The following is a 13,080-nucleotide window of genomic DNA, read 5'->3' on the forward strand; positions in this document are numbered from 1 at the left end:
TCCCCCGGGAACGGTCAGCGGACGGCGCGGTTGGAGCGGCCCGACAGGCCCTCCGCGACGCCGACCAGGAGCACCGCGGCGACGACGGCGATGATGAAGCCGACGACGTTGAGCTCGAAGATGCTGGTCTCGTCGTTGAACAGGCTGCCGATGAAGCCACCGATGAAGGCACCGACCACGCCGAGCAGCAGGGTGGCGAGGATGCTCATCCGCTGCTTGCCGGGCTTGATCAGCCGGGCGAGGGCACCGATGATCAGGCCGACGACGATCAGACCGAGGATCTGGAACACGCTGTTCTCCTTCGTTCGTCCGGGCAGCGGCCCCCGTCCCGGCGCCTAGCCGGGTGCCACTGCCGGTGCACGATGGTGATCTCTACCCAGGCGCGCGGTTCCGATGCCCGATTCCCCCGATCGGGGCGGTCAGCCGGCCGGCCGCGCCAGGTGGGCGGGCACCTTGGCCAGCTCGGAGTCGACCGTCCGCTGCACCAGCTGGCGGGCCGCGCGGCCCTGGATCCGCCGGGCGATCCGGCTCCCGCCGCGGGGCTCGTGGGTGATGGTCATCGTGACCCGGGTACCCCCGCCCTCGACGTCGGCCAGCTCGATGCGGGTGGTCCAGGTCTCCGGGGTGAGGTCCAGGCGCGTGGTGACCGCGCGGTTCGGCGCCCACTCGGTGATCTCGCCCCGCGGGGCACCCGCGGCCGGGTCGCCCTCGAGGCGGCCGGGCACGGCGACGAACGTCGTCCCCCGGCCGGACCCCGACACGACGTAGGAGACGTCGCAGACGGCGCAGTACGGCTGGAGCACGGCCAGCGCCCGCCACACCTGAGACCGCGGCTCGGGGACCTCGCAGCTCCCGGTGGCCGAGGCGGTCACCGGTTGCCCACCGAGACCTCGAACTCCACCTGGCTGACGTCCGGTCGCAGCCGGGAGTAGCTGTGCACCAGCGGCGCGCCCTCGCTGTCGCGGACGGTGGTGCGCACCACCAGCAGCGGCGAGCCCGCGACGATCTGCAGCCGATCGGCCTCCTCGGGCGCGGCGGTGCCGACGTCGACGACGATCCGCGCGTGCGCCAGGTCGGCGCCGTACTCGCGGCGCAGGAAGTCGTAGAGCGAGCCGGAGGTGAAGTCCTGCTCGGCCGCGCGCGGGTACCGGGCGGCCGGCAGGTAGCTGTGCGCGACGTGGTTGGGCGCCCCGTCCACGCTGCGCAGCCGGATCAGCTCGACGACGTCGTCGGCCGGCGTGAGCGCCAGCTCCGGAGCGATCTGCGGCGGCACCGGGGCGATCCGCTGGGTGAGCACCGTGGTGCCCACCTGCGCCCCCTGCTCGGTCATCACCGAGCTCCAGCCCGCGATGCGGTGCACGAAGCTCTCGCGGTACTCGTGCCGGATCGCCGGTCGCGTCACGTAGGTGCCGCGGCCCTGCTCGCGCACGAGGTGCCCGTCGGCCACGAGGCCGTCGACGGCACGGCGCAGGGTGATCCGGCTGACGCCGTACTCGGCGCACAGCACCGGCTCGGGCGGCAGCAGCGTGTGCTCGGGCAGGGCGGCGACCCGGCGTCGGAGGTGCTCGCGGACCGAGAGGTACTTCGGTCCGGTCACGGGGCTGGCCACGCGACAAACGTACTACCCGACCAGACGTCTGGTCGTCATGTCGTATGAGACGTCCGTGACGCCACGCGCGGGAGGTCCGGCAGACCATACGTCAGGACGTCATGACGTATGGTCGGGTCTCCCGATCCGAGAGGGGAACCCCGGTGCGCATCGGAGTCCTCACCGGCGGGGGCGACTGCCCCGGCCTCAACGCCGTCATCCGGTCCGTCGTGCGGACCGCGTCCAGCCACTACGGCAGCGAGGTGGTCGGCTTCCGCGACGGCTGGCGGGGCCTGCTGGAGGACCGGACGACACCGCTGGACATCGCCGCGGTGGACGGTCTGCTCACCCGTGGCGGCACCACCCTCGGCTCGGCCCGCGTCGCCCCGGAGCTGCTGCACACCGGGCTGGACCGGATGAAGGACGTGCTGGCCGCCCACCGGGTCGACGCGCTCATCCCGATCGGCGGCGAGGGGACGCTCACCGCGGCCCACCTGCTGTCCGAGGCGGGCGTGCCGGTCGTGGGCATCCCCAAGACGATCGACAACGACATCGACGGCACCGACCTGACCTTCGGCTTCGACACCGCGGTCAGCATCGCCACTGAGATGATCGACCGGCTGCACACCACCGCCGAGTCCCACCAGCGCGTGCTGCTGGTCGAGGTCATGGGCCGGCACGCCGGCTGGATCGCGCTGCACGCGGGCCTCGCGTCGGGGGCGCACGTCACCCTCGTGCCCGAGGAGCCCTTCGACGTGGACGAGGTCTGCCGGCTGGTGAGCCAGCGCTTCGCCCGCGGCGACTCCCACGTCATCGGCGTCGTCGCCGAGGGTGCGGTCCCGAAGGCCGGCATGGAGCTGCGCGACGGCGGCGTCGACGAGTACGGGCACCGGCGGTTCACCGGCGTCGCCCAGCAGCTCGGCGCGGAGCTCGAGCGGCGCACCGGCAAGGAGGTGCGCACGACCGTGCTCGGCCACGTGCAGCGCGGCGGCACGCCCACCTCCTTCGACCGGGTGCTCGCCACCCGCTTCGGCCTGCACGCCACGATCGCCGCCCACGAGAGCGAGTTCGGGCAGATGGTGGCGCTGCGCGGCACCGACATCGAGCTCGTGCCGCTGAAGACCGCCGTCGCGCGGCTCAAGACGGTCACCCCGGAGCGGCTCGCCGAGACCCACGCCTTCACCGGCTGAGCGGAACCCCGTCGTACCGGCGCCGGCCGGTCCGCCACCCGGACGGTGCCAATCCGGAGCGGCGGCTGGTCAGGGCGCCCGCGGCGGCGCACCATTCATGCCGTGACCGAGACGCCCGACTGGCGAACCCGCAGGTGGGAGGCCACCCACCGGCGGATCTTCCAGACCGCCCTGGCGCTGTTCCAGGAGCACGGCTTCGAGAAGGTGGCCGTCGGTCAGATCGCGGCCGGAGCCGGGGTGTCGGTACCGACGTTCTACGCGCACTACCCCAGCAAGGAACACGTGATCATGCAGCTGCCCACGAGCGAGGAAGTGGGCGCGCTGCTGGCCAGCCAGCCCGCCGACCTGCCCGTGGCCGACCGGATCCGGCTCGGCGCGCACGGCTGGTTCGCGCAGATGCCGGCGGACGAGTTCGACGAGCTGCGCATCCGGTGGAAGATCATCGCCACCACGCCGACGCTGCGCACCCGCGCCGCCGAGTTCGAGCGCGAGACCGCCGGGATGGTCATCGAGACGATGACCGGCGACGCCGAGGAGGGGTCGCGGTCGCGGGTCGTCGTCCGGGCCGGCGCCTACCTCGCCGCCTACACCGCCGCGCTGCTGTCCTGGGCTGACAGCGACGGCGAGCGCAAGCTCGAGGAGACCCTCGACGAGGCCTTCGCCGCGCTGCGCGACTGACCCCTCAGGCGCGCGCCGCCCGGAGCTCCACCACGGTGATCTCCGGGCGGGCGCCGATCCGCATGGGCGGGCCCCAGTACCCGGCGCCGGGGGTCACGTACAGCTGGGTGCCGCCGTGCCGCGACCAGCCCTGCACCGCCGGCTGGTCGAGCCGGATCGCGTAGTCGAAGGGCCACAGCTGGCCGCCGTGCGTGTGCCCCGACAGCTGCAGGTCCACGCCCGCCGCGGCGGCCTGCTCGACCATGACCGGCTGGTGGGCGAGGAGCACCACGGGGGTGGCGTCGTCCCGGCCGTCCAGCGCGGCGTCGAGGTCGGCGCCGTGCCCGGGCAGCCCGGAGGCGTCGGCCGTGCGGTCGTCGATGCCGGCCAGGTCGAACGACGCCGTCCCCCGCCGGATCGGGACCCGCTCGTTGCGCAGCACGTCGACGCCGAGGGTGGGCGGGTGCCGGAGCCACGCCCGGGTGTCCACGAAGTACTCGTGGTTGCCGGTCACGAAGAAGACGCCCTGCTCGCTCACCAGGTCCGCGAGCGGGGCGACGTCCTCGCGCAGCTCCCGCACGTCGCCGTCGACCAGGTCGCCGACGATCGCGACGACGTCGGGCCGCTGCGCGTTGACGATCTCGACCAGCCGCTCGAACCGCCGCCCGCGGTTGGTCGCCGACAGGTGGGCGTCGGAGAACGTGACGATCCGCAGCCCGTCGAGCGCCGGGTCCAGCCGGGCGAGGGTCACCGGCACACGGCGCACGACCGGCGCCGAGTTGGCCAGGACCGCGCCGGTGCCGGTTGTGCCCAGCGCGACCGCGCCCGCGGTGACCGCCAGCGAGCGCGCCAGGAACACCCGGCGCCGGGGATCGAGCACGTCCTCGTCGGCGTCCCGGCGACGGCGCCTTCCGAGGAACCAGCGCACCGGCTCGAGCACCAGCAGGGCGAGGAACGCGTAGAAGGCGATGCCGAGCCAGGAGTAGGCCACCCAGTCCAGCGGGGCCGCCGCCTCCAGCGGCAGGTTGCCGCGCAGCAGCAGCGCGAGCACCGGCAGGGCGCCGAGCACGATCACCAGCAGCGTCAGCGAACGCCGGGCGCGCCCCCGCCGGCTCGTGGTGGCGCGGACCACGCGCAGCCACAGGTAGCCGTGCAGCAACCCCATGGCCAGCGAGAGGACGGCGAGGAAGAGGAGCAGGCCTAGCACCGGGGCGGACCGCCCACCGTCGTCGTCACGCCGCCCACTCTCCCAGCCCCGCCGGGACGGGGGCGGTCAGGAGGGCAGGCGCGCCGCGAGCTCCGGCCAGCGGGTGGCGAACCCCCGCTCGGCGTCCGCCGCGCGGGCCTCCTCCCGGCCCAGGAGCAGACCGTAGGTGAAGGCGGACTCCCCGGCCCCGTGCGCGCTCACCGCGAGCCGCCGGCAGCGCTCCCCCACGACGACGGCGTCCTGCAGCGCGCCGAGCTGGCGCTGCACCTTCTTCGCCGCCCTGGCCACGTCGTCGGCGGAGGCGCCGAGCACCGGGACCGCGGCCTCGGCGGTGTGCCGCGTCCGGCGGGCCGCACGGCGCACCGCGTGCAGCGCCGCCGTGCGCTCCGGCCCGGTCCGGCGCTCGGCGCGCCGCACCGCCCGGTGCACCCTGCCCGCCTCGTGCCGCAGCACCGCGTCGAGCACCTTCCCCGCCTTCCGCCCCGCGTCCGCGGTGAGCGGCGGATCCGCCAGCAGGGCGTGCAGGGCGTCCAGCAGCCGGAGGTAGCGCGCGTCGACCACGATCTCCAGCGCCCGGTCGCGGACCGCCTCGCGGGCGGCGACCTCGGCCGGCTGCAGCCGCGCGGCCACCGGTCCCAGCACCAGCTCGGCGGGGAGCTCGGCCACCGCGGCACGCAGGTGCGCGTAGGCGATCTCGTCGTCGCGGACCTCCGACAGCCGCTCGCCCAGCCAGGCGAGCTCGGTGCCGAGCGGATCGGTCGCGCCCCGGTCGAGCACCGGGCGGAAGGCCGCGAGCAGGGAGCGCAGCCGGCGGGCGGCCAGCCGCATCCGCCGCGCGGCGTCGTCGGAGCGCATGCGGAGGGCGACGTCGGCGTCCTGCAGCGCCTGCAACTGCCCGGCGAGGGCGGCCACGACCACCTTCCCGGCACGGGGCTTCCGCCTCCCGGCGTCCCCCTCCTCGCCCGAGGGCAGGCCCAGGGCGCGGGCCAGCTTCGACGCCCGGCCCGTGCGGCGCGCGCCGGCCTCGACGAGCCGCTCCCCGACCGGTCCGAGCAGCTCGGCACCGCCGTCGAGCAGCTCGACCTCGACCTCGCGCCAGGTCTGCAGCTCCGCGACGCCGCCGTCCCCCGTCAGCGCGGTCGCCGAGACGGTGTCGTCCGCGACCTCGGCGAGCGGCCGCCCCGCCTCGTCCCGGAGCACGGTGACCACCCGACGGGTGCGCAGGGACGCGACCGGCGCCACCGCGCTGCCGCGCAGCAGCCCGGTCACCGGGGCGACGACGGCCTTCGGTGGTCGCTTGACCGCGCGGCCCAGCGGGGCGTGCAGCTCCCAGCGCGCGTCCCCGGAGGCGGGCAGCTTCAGGTGCCAGCCGTCGTCGGACCCGCCGGTGCGCCGCCGCAGCGTGACGCGGGCGCGCGCCAGGCGGAGGTCGGGCGCGTCGAAGTACTGCGCCTCCAGCGCGTGCTCCACCGGGGCGTCCGCCGTCGCGACACCGTCGACACCGGTCAGGTCCGGCACGACGAAGTCCGCGGGGACGTCGTACTTCGTCTCGATCTCCAGGGAATCGGGTCGCACCCCCGAAACGTAGCCCGGCGCACGGCTGCGACGAGCGGTCAGCGGGCCGGTCGCCCCCTGGCTACCGTGACGCGGTGCCCTCCCCCCGCCGCACCGCCACGGCCGCGGCCCTGCCGTGGGCGGCCTGGGCCGTGCTGCGGGCGACGGGCACCGAGCGCGGGTTCCCGCTGGTGCCGGCGATCAGCTTCACGCCCTACGCCGCCCTGACCGCGGTCCTGCCGCTGGGGCTCGCGCTGCGCGCCGGGTCCCGGCCGGCCGCGGTGCTGGCCGGGGCCGCGGGGATCGCGCTCGCCGCCCCGGTGCTGTCCCGGGCACGACCGGCCGCCCCGCTCCCGGCCGGCGGAGGACGCCGGGTGCGCGTGGCGACCGTCAGCCTGCGCCGCGGCCACGTGCCGGCCGCCGGCGTGGTGGACCTGGTCCGCGCCGCCGACGTCGACGTGCTCGCCGTCGCCGAGCTGACCCCCGGGTCGGAGGCGCTGCTCCGCGCCGCCGGGCTGGACCGGCTGCTCCCGGAGGAGCACGTCCTCCCGGCCCGGCCGGGGGCGGTGCTCAGCGCCTCGGGCGCGCTCTGGAGCCGGCTGCCCATCACCGGGCGGGGCGCGGTGCCGGGGGAGTTCGAGCAGCCCAGCGCCGTCCTCGACGTCGGTGGCCGCCCGCTCGAGGTGGTCGCCGTGCACTCCGCACCCCCGGCGGTCTCCCCGCGTGCGGTGCGCCGCTGGGCCGCCGACCTGGCCGCCCTCCCGTCGCCGTCGGCCGCGGTGCCCCAGGTGCTGGCCGGCGACTTCAACGCCACGGCCGACCACGCCGCGTTCCGCTCGCTGCTGGCCGCCGGCTGGACCGACGCCGCGCAGGCGACCGGGCAGGGTCTGGCCTGGACCTGGCGGCCGCTGCGGCTGAAGGTCCCGCGGCTCACCCTCGACCACGTGCTCGTCGGTCCCCGGGTGGGCGTGACCGCCGTCCGGTTCGTGCCCGTCCCGGGCAGCGACCACCGGTCCGTCGTCGCCGATCTCGCGCTGCCCGGCTGACCGCTGCGCCACCCGGCATGTTCGGGGCGAGCCGCCGGTGGGCACCGCAGGACCTCCGGCGTCCACCGACGGGCACCGGTCGAGGGGAGCCGATCCATGCTGAGCGAGCGCGAGCTGTCCGCGGCCATCGGGAGCACCGCCTACGACCCCGACGGCGAGCGGATCGGCACGGTCGAGACCTTCTTCACCGACGACCGCACCGGCGCGCCCACCTGGGTCTCGGTGTCCACCGGCCTGCTGGGCCGCTCGTCCATCGCGCCCGCGGCGGACGCGGCGTTCACCGACGGCCGGCTGCTGCTGCCGGTGCGCGCCCAGGCGGTCAAGGACGCGCCCCGGCTGGGCGGCGAGCACCTGTCACCGGACGAGGAGCGGGCGCTGCTGGAGCACTACCGGAGCAGCACCGAGGCCGCCGCGGCCGCTGCCCCCCGGGACGAACCGGCCGCCGACGCCGGGATGGTGCGCAGCGAGGAACGGCTCGCCGTCGGCACCGAGCAGGTCGCCACGACGCGGGCCCGGCTGGTGAAGTACGTGGTCACCGAGGAGGTCCAGATCACCGTCCCGGTGCGCCGGGAGGAGATCCGCGTCGAGCAGGTACCGCTGGACGCCGCCGATCCCGACCCGGCCGGCGAGTCGCTGCTGGCGCCCGCGACCCCCGGTGGCCGGCACGCCTCGGACGAGCCGGCGCCCGCCGGCCCCGGCGGGGGCGGTGGGCTGCCGGAGGAGATCGTGCTGCACGCCGAGCGCCCGGTCGTGACCGTCGAGGTGGTGCCGGTGGAGCGCGTGCGGCTGCGCACCGAGGTCGTGCACGGCCAGGAGACGGTCACCGGCACCGTCCAGCGCGAGGAGATCGCCGTCGAGGAGGAACCGCGGCACCGCTGACCGGTCAGCCCACCCGCGTCGTCCCCAGGCGCAGCAGGTCGTCCCCGCTCGGGTCGAACAGCACCCGGCCGTCGGGCGCGATCACCACCGGGGTGCCGTCGGGCGCCTCGAGCTCGTCGAGCATCGTCCGGGCCGCCGGGTCCTCCGCCGGGTCGAGCCACGTGTGGCCGAGGGCGTGGTCGGCGAGGGTCTGCCGCAGCCGTGCGCTGGCCGGCCACCGCCGGTCGCCGAGCACCCGGATGCCGGTGGCCCGCCCGATGAGCGTGGCCCGGCGGATGAGCAGCGCCCGCGTGATGGTGTTGGACAGCTCGCGGTCGTCGGCCATCGCCGCCCGCAGCCGGTCGACCGACAGGGTGAGCACCTCACCCGGCGCCGCGGCCACGAGCGAGCGGACGGCCCGCTGCCCGGCGAGCATGTTCAGCCCGCCCAGGAAGCGGTCCGGGCCGATCACCGCCATCACCCGCGGCTCGTCGTCCGGGCCGTCGGCGTCCTCCACCACGGCGACGGTGCCGGACAGGACGACCACGAAGTCCCACTCCGCGCTGCCGCCCTCCACCAGCACGTCGCCGGTGGACGTCGCCCGGTGCCGGCCGAAGCGGCGCAGCACGCCGAGCTGCCGCGGGGTGAGGTGCGGTGAGGAGCCGTCGGTGTCGGGGGTCTCGGCCAGGCCGTCGAGCGCCGCGACCCCGGCGACCGCGTCCGACCGCACCAGCGGCGACAGCGGCACCACGGCGGAGCCGTGCGGCTCGGGCGGCGGCTCGGGGAGCCGGCGCCCGGGCGCGCCGCGCGGATCGCTGCGCAGCAGGGCCGCGGCGAGGGCGTCGGTCGTGGTGGGACCGTCGTGCCGGACGCCGTTGACGAAGAACGTCGGGGTGCCGTGCACACCGCTGGCCTCCGCGCTGGCGACGTCGTCGCGCACCCGCCCGGCGTGCGTCTCCTGACCGAGCTCGCGGGTGAACCGCTCCAGGTCCAGGCCCAGGGCCGCCGCGTGGTTGAGCAGCTCCGGGGCCTCCAGCTCGCCCTGGTGGGCGAACAACCGGTCGTGCATCGCCCAGAACGCGCCCTGCGCGCCGGCCGCCTCGGTGGCCTCGGCGGCCAGCTCGGCGTGCGGGTGGACGTCGACCAGCGGCAGGTGGCGGAAGACGTAGCGCAGCTCGTCCCCGAACCGGCCGCGCAGCTCGGCGACCACGCCGGTGGCCCGGCCGCAGAAGGGGCACTCGACGTCGCCGAACTCGACGAGGGTCAGCGGGGCGTCGACCGGACCGCGCACGTGGTCCCGCTCCGGGTCCACCGGCGGGTCGAGGCGCACCGGCCGCGGCGCCTCGTCCGGCGCCGTCCTGCGGGCCAGCAGCCGGAAGGCCAGCGCGCCCAGCGCCGTGGAGACCACGGCCGCGGCGAGGATGCCGACGGTCGCCTCCTCGCGCAGCGCCTCGTCCTCGAAGGCCAGGTCGGTGACGAACAGCGAGACGGTGAAGCCCAGCCCGGTCAGGCCGGCCCCGGCCCAGACGCTGGCCAGCGACACGCCGGGCGGCAGCGAGCCCAGCCGCATCCGCACCGCCAGCGTGGCGGCCAGGCCGACGCCGAGCAGCTTGCCGACGACGAGGCCGACGAACACGCCGTGGGTGAGCGGCGAGGTGAGCGCCCGGTCCAGCAGCTCGCCGTCGATCCGCACGCCGGCGTTGGCCAGCGCGAAGACCGGGACCACGAGGTAGGTGCTCCACGGCACGAGGACCGCGCCGATGCGCTCGTTGGGGGAGACAGCCCGCTCCACGGAGAGCTTGGCCTGCCGGGCGATGTCGACGTCGGGGGACTGGCGGAAGGCCCGGGTGAGCGACCCCGCGAGCTCCACCTCGTCGCGGCGCGGGGGGTAGGCGCTGACCAGCAGGCCGAGGACGACGCCGCCGATGGTCGCGTGCACGCCGGACTGGTACATCGCCACCCACATGACGACGCCGACGGCGAAGTAGGCGGGGCCGCGCCACACCTGGAGCTTGGACAGCGCGATGAACACGAGCACGCACAGCCCGGCGACGGCCAGGGCGCCCAGGTCGATGTCGTCGGTGTAGAAGACCGCGATGACGCTGAGGGCGCCGATGTCGTCGACGACCGACAGCGAGAGCAGGAAGACCCGCAGCTGGATCGGGCAGTGCCGGCCGAAGACCGCGAGCGCGCCGAGCACGAAGGCGGTGTCGGTGGCGATCGGGATGCCCCAGCCGTGCGCGCCGGGGCCGCCGGCGTTGAAGGCGTAGAAGATCAGCGCCGGCAGGACCAGCCCGCCCACGGCGGCCAGCGCCGGGACCACGATCCGGCTGCGCTGGGCGAGGTCGCCCATCGACAGCTCGCGGCGCACCTCCATCCCGATGAGGAAGAAGAAGAACACCATCAGGCCGTCGTTCACCCAGTGCTGCAGGTCCTGGGTGATGGCGCGGTCGCCGAGGCGGACCGAGAACTCGGTGTGCCACAGCGAGTCGTAGGAGCTGCCCCACGGGGAGTTGGCCCAGACCAGCGCGGCCGCCGTGGCGAGGACGAGGAGCGTGGCTCCGGCGAGCCCGGACCGGATCAGCCGGCGGACGGGGCCGGACAGCTGGCCGCTGAGGTGCTCGGACCGGGTCTGGCTCGTTCCGCCGACGCTGCTCACGACCGCGCCAGCGTCTCGACGGTCTGATCTTGTTCCCGGGTCGCCGCCCGGAGGTGCTCCATGGTCAGGTGACGCTAGTGCCGGAGCTCCCGGATCGGCAGAGGGCCGGGACGGCCGATCCGGCCCTGCGGGTCAGGACGGGCGGCGGTCGGCCAGGAAGCGCAGCCGGTCGCGGGTGGCGGTGACCCGGTCCGGGTCGACGTCGGCCAGCAGCAGCGTCTCGACGCCGGCCGCGGTCGCCAGCAGCTCCCCCATCGGGTCGACGATCCGGCTGTCACCGGTGTGCGCGGTGCCGTCGCCCGCCGTCCCGACCCGGTTGCAGCCGACCACGTAGGCCTGGTTCTCGATCGCCCGGGCGCGCAGCAGCGTCGTCCAGTGCTCGCGGCGCGCGGCCGGCCAGTTGGCGGTGACCAGGTAGACGTCGGTCCCGGGGGCGGCCGTCCAGAACACGTCGGCGAAGCGCAGGTCGTAGCAGACGAACGGGGTGATCCGGAGGCCGCCGATCTCCACCGTCACCGGCCCGTCGCCGGCGCGGAACCGCTCGTGCTCACCGCCGTGGGTGAACGGGTGCAGCTTGCGGTAGCGGTGCACGGTGCCGTCCGGCCCGGCCAGCACGAAGGAGTTGTAGGGCAGGTCCGCCCCCGGTGCGACCTCGGGACAGCTGCCGCCCAACCAGATCCCGTGCGCGGCGGCCTGCTCGGCCAGGAACGTGGCCGACGGGCCGCCCTCGGGCTCGCCGATCCCCGGCGTCATCGAGAACCCGGTGGAGAAGGTCTCGCTGAGCAGCACGAGCTCGGCGCCGGCCGCCGCGGCGGCCGCGACCTGCGGGGCCAGCCGCGCGAAGTTGGCCGCCCGGTCCTCCCACACGATGTCGTGCTGCAGCACCCCGATCCTCATGCGGCCATCCTGCCCAACCGCTGGACCGCCTCGCCCAGCACCGCGTCGCCCTTGCAGAAGGCGAACCGCACCAGGTGGCGGCCCAGGTGGGCGTCCTGCGGCGCGTAGAAGACCCCGCTCGGGACGGCGACGACACCCGCGCGCCCGGGCAGCGCGCGGCAGAAGGCCAGGCCGTCGCCGTCGGGCTGCACCGGGCGGACGTCGACGGTGGCGAAGTAGGTCGCCTCGGGGCTGACCACCGGCAACCCGGCGTCCCGCAGCCCCTGGACGAGGGTGTCGCGGCGGTACTCCAGGTCGCGGGCGATGCCGGTGAAGTACTCGTCGGGCAGCCGCAGCCCGGCGGCGACGGCGGGCTGGAACGGGCCGCCGTTGACGTAGGTGAGGAACTGCTTGGCGGTGCGGACGGCGGCGACCAGGGGAGCGGGGCCGCAGATCCAGCCCACCTTCCAGCCGGTCACGTTGAACGTCTTGCCCGCGCTGCTCACCACCAGCGTGCGCTCCCGCATGCCGGGGAGGCCGGCGGGGGAGAGGTGCGCGGCACCGGAGAACACGAGGTGCTCGTAGACCTCGTCGGTGAGGACCAGCAGGTCGTGCTCGACCGCCAGGCCGGAGAGGAAGGCCAGCTCGTCGGGGGTGAACACCTTGCCGGTGGGGTTGTGCGGGGTGTTGAGGACCAGGAGCTTCGTGCGCGGCGTGATCGCTGCCCGCACCGCCTCGGGGTCGAAGGTCCAGGGACCCTCGCCGGCCGGCGGGTGCAGCGGGACCGGCCGGAGGACGCCGCCGGACATGGCGACACCGGCGCCGTAGCTGTCGTACATCGGCTCGAACAGCACGACCTCGTCGCCGGGCTCCAGCAGCGACAGCATCGCGGCGGCGAGCGCCTCGGTGGCGCCGGCGGTCACCAGCACCTCGGTGTCCGGGTCGTAGGACAGGTCGCGGAAGCGCCGCACGTGCTCGGCGACCGCCGTCCGCAGCTCCGGGGTGCCGGGGCCCGGTGGGTACTGGTCGGCGGCCGTGCCGATCGCGGACCGGGCGACGTCGAGCACCTCGGGCGGGCCGGGGTAGTCGGGGAAGCCCTGACCGAGGTTGATCGAGCCGGTCGCGACGGCCAGCGCGCTCATCTCGGCGAAGACCGTCGTCCCGAAGCCCTGCAGGCGGCTCGCGAGGTGCTGGGTCACGGGCACCAGCGTTCCACGTGGAACCTCGGTTCAGCCGATGCGGACGTCGCCGAAGCCCTTGATCGAGACGACGTCGCCGGAGCGCAGCTGGCGGCCGCGGCGGTCCTCGGGCTCGCCGTTGACCCGGACGTCGACGCTGGCCAGCACGTCCTTCACCTGCGCGCCGGTGGGGACGGCGTCGACGAGCTTGAGCAGCTGGCCGAGCCGGATCGAGTCCTCGCCGGGCCGCAGGTCGACGGTGCGCAT

At 75.5% G+C, this 13,080-nt stretch carries 13 protein-coding genes; 4 read left to right on the forward strand and 9 right to left on the reverse strand.

Annotated features, from left to right (window positions below; all coding sequences use genetic code 11):
• Positions 1-14 precede the first annotated feature (14 nt).
• From DQ241_RS00495 to DQ241_RS00505, 3 genes are all read right to left on the reverse strand, one after another.
• On the reverse strand, positions 15-290 hold the full coding sequence (locus DQ241_RS00495) for a GlsB/YeaQ/YmgE family stress response membrane protein (RefSeq protein ID WP_233492114.1): 276 nt from the start codon (positions 288-290) through the stop codon (positions 15-17).
• 129 nt (positions 291-419) lie between these two features.
• Positions 420-872: an SRPBCC family protein gene (locus DQ241_RS00500; protein ID WP_113828087.1), complete on the reverse strand. Its 453-nt coding sequence runs from the start codon at positions 870-872 to the stop codon at positions 420-422.
• A complete protein-coding gene (locus tag DQ241_RS00505; protein ID WP_233492115.1) occupies positions 869-1,609 on the reverse strand; it encodes a GntR family transcriptional regulator in 741 nt (246 codons plus the stop codon). The genes DQ241_RS00500 and DQ241_RS00505 overlap by 4 nt, the downstream gene beginning before the upstream one ends.
• A gap of 143 nt (positions 1,610-1,752) precedes the next feature.
• On the opposite strand from DQ241_RS00505, the gene DQ241_RS00510 reads away from it, so the two are divergent.
• Positions 1,753-2,778, forward strand: a complete 1,026-nt coding sequence (locus tag DQ241_RS00510) for an ATP-dependent 6-phosphofructokinase (protein WP_113828089.1) — start codon at positions 1,753-1,755, stop codon at positions 2,776-2,778.
• Positions 2,779-2,880: 102 nt separating this feature from the next.
• Positions 2,881-3,456 (forward strand): TetR/AcrR family transcriptional regulator, encoded by a 576-nt coding sequence (locus DQ241_RS00515; protein ID WP_158545843.1) that lies wholly within the window; start codon positions 2,881-2,883, stop codon positions 3,454-3,456.
• A gap of 4 nt (positions 3,457-3,460) precedes the next feature.
• Here DQ241_RS00515 and DQ241_RS00520 read toward each other — a convergent pair whose 3' ends face one another.
• Both DQ241_RS00520 and DQ241_RS00525 read right to left on the reverse strand, forming a co-directional pair.
• Complete coding sequence (locus DQ241_RS00520; RefSeq protein WP_233492116.1) at positions 3,461-4,642, reverse strand: metallophosphoesterase; 1,182 nt, start codon at positions 4,640-4,642, stop codon at positions 3,461-3,463.
• A 66-nt stretch (positions 4,643-4,708) separates the two neighbouring features.
• Positions 4,709-6,217, reverse strand: a complete 1,509-nt coding sequence (locus tag DQ241_RS00525; protein ID WP_113828093.1) for a CYTH and CHAD domain-containing protein — start codon at positions 6,215-6,217, stop codon at positions 4,709-4,711.
• A gap of 74 nt (positions 6,218-6,291) precedes the next feature.
• Between DQ241_RS00525 and DQ241_RS00530 the strand changes: the two genes are divergently transcribed.
• On the forward strand, positions 6,292-7,242 hold the full coding sequence (locus DQ241_RS00530; RefSeq protein ID WP_113828095.1) for an endonuclease/exonuclease/phosphatase family protein: 951 nt from the start codon (positions 6,292-6,294) through the stop codon (positions 7,240-7,242).
• 96 nt (positions 7,243-7,338) lie between these two features.
• Positions 7,339-8,121 carry a YsnF/AvaK domain-containing protein gene (locus DQ241_RS00535; RefSeq protein WP_113828097.1) on the forward strand — a complete coding sequence of 261 codons (783 nt, stop codon included), beginning with the start codon at positions 7,339-7,341 and terminating at the stop codon, positions 8,119-8,121.
• A 4-nt stretch (positions 8,122-8,125) separates the two neighbouring features.
• Here DQ241_RS00535 and nhaA read toward each other — a convergent pair whose 3' ends face one another.
• The 4 genes from nhaA to DQ241_RS00555 form a co-directional block, all read right to left on the reverse strand.
• Positions 8,126-10,759, reverse strand: coding sequence for a Na+/H+ antiporter NhaA (gene nhaA, locus DQ241_RS00540; protein WP_113828098.1), 2,634 nt, complete (start codon positions 10,757-10,759; stop codon positions 8,126-8,128).
• 132 nt (positions 10,760-10,891) lie between these two features.
• Entirely contained in the window at positions 10,892-11,656 is a 765-nt protein-coding gene (locus tag DQ241_RS00545) for a nitrilase-related carbon-nitrogen hydrolase (protein WP_113828100.1), read from the reverse strand.
• Positions 11,653-12,834: a pyridoxal phosphate-dependent aminotransferase gene (locus DQ241_RS00550; RefSeq protein ID WP_199583948.1), complete on the reverse strand. Its 1,182-nt coding sequence runs from the start codon at positions 12,832-12,834 to the stop codon at positions 11,653-11,655. The genes DQ241_RS00545 and DQ241_RS00550 overlap by 4 nt, the downstream gene beginning before the upstream one ends.
• A gap of 30 nt (positions 12,835-12,864) precedes the next feature.
• Complete coding sequence (locus DQ241_RS00555) at positions 12,865-13,080, reverse strand: RNA-binding S4 domain-containing protein (RefSeq protein WP_113828871.1); 216 nt, start codon at positions 13,078-13,080, stop codon at positions 12,865-12,867.

The sequence above is a fragment of the Blastococcus sp. TF02A-30 genome, assembly GCF_003319185.1.
GTDB lineage: Bacteria > Actinomycetota > Actinomycetes > Mycobacteriales > Geodermatophilaceae > Blastococcus.

Bases quoted from the DNA above. Each gene is read 5' to 3' on its own strand.
- DQ241_RS00535 (WP_113828097.1), top strand. From the start codon at position 7,339: ATGCTGAGCGAGCGCGAGCTGTCCGCGGCCATCGGGAGCACCGCCTAC.
- DQ241_RS00555 (WP_113828871.1), bottom strand. From the start codon at position 13,080: ATGCGCACCGTCGACCTGCGGCCCGGCGAGGACTCGATCCGGCTCGGC.
- DQ241_RS00545 (WP_113828100.1), bottom strand. From the start codon at position 11,656: ATGAGGATCGGGGTGCTGCAGCACGACATCGTGTGGGAGGACCGGGCG.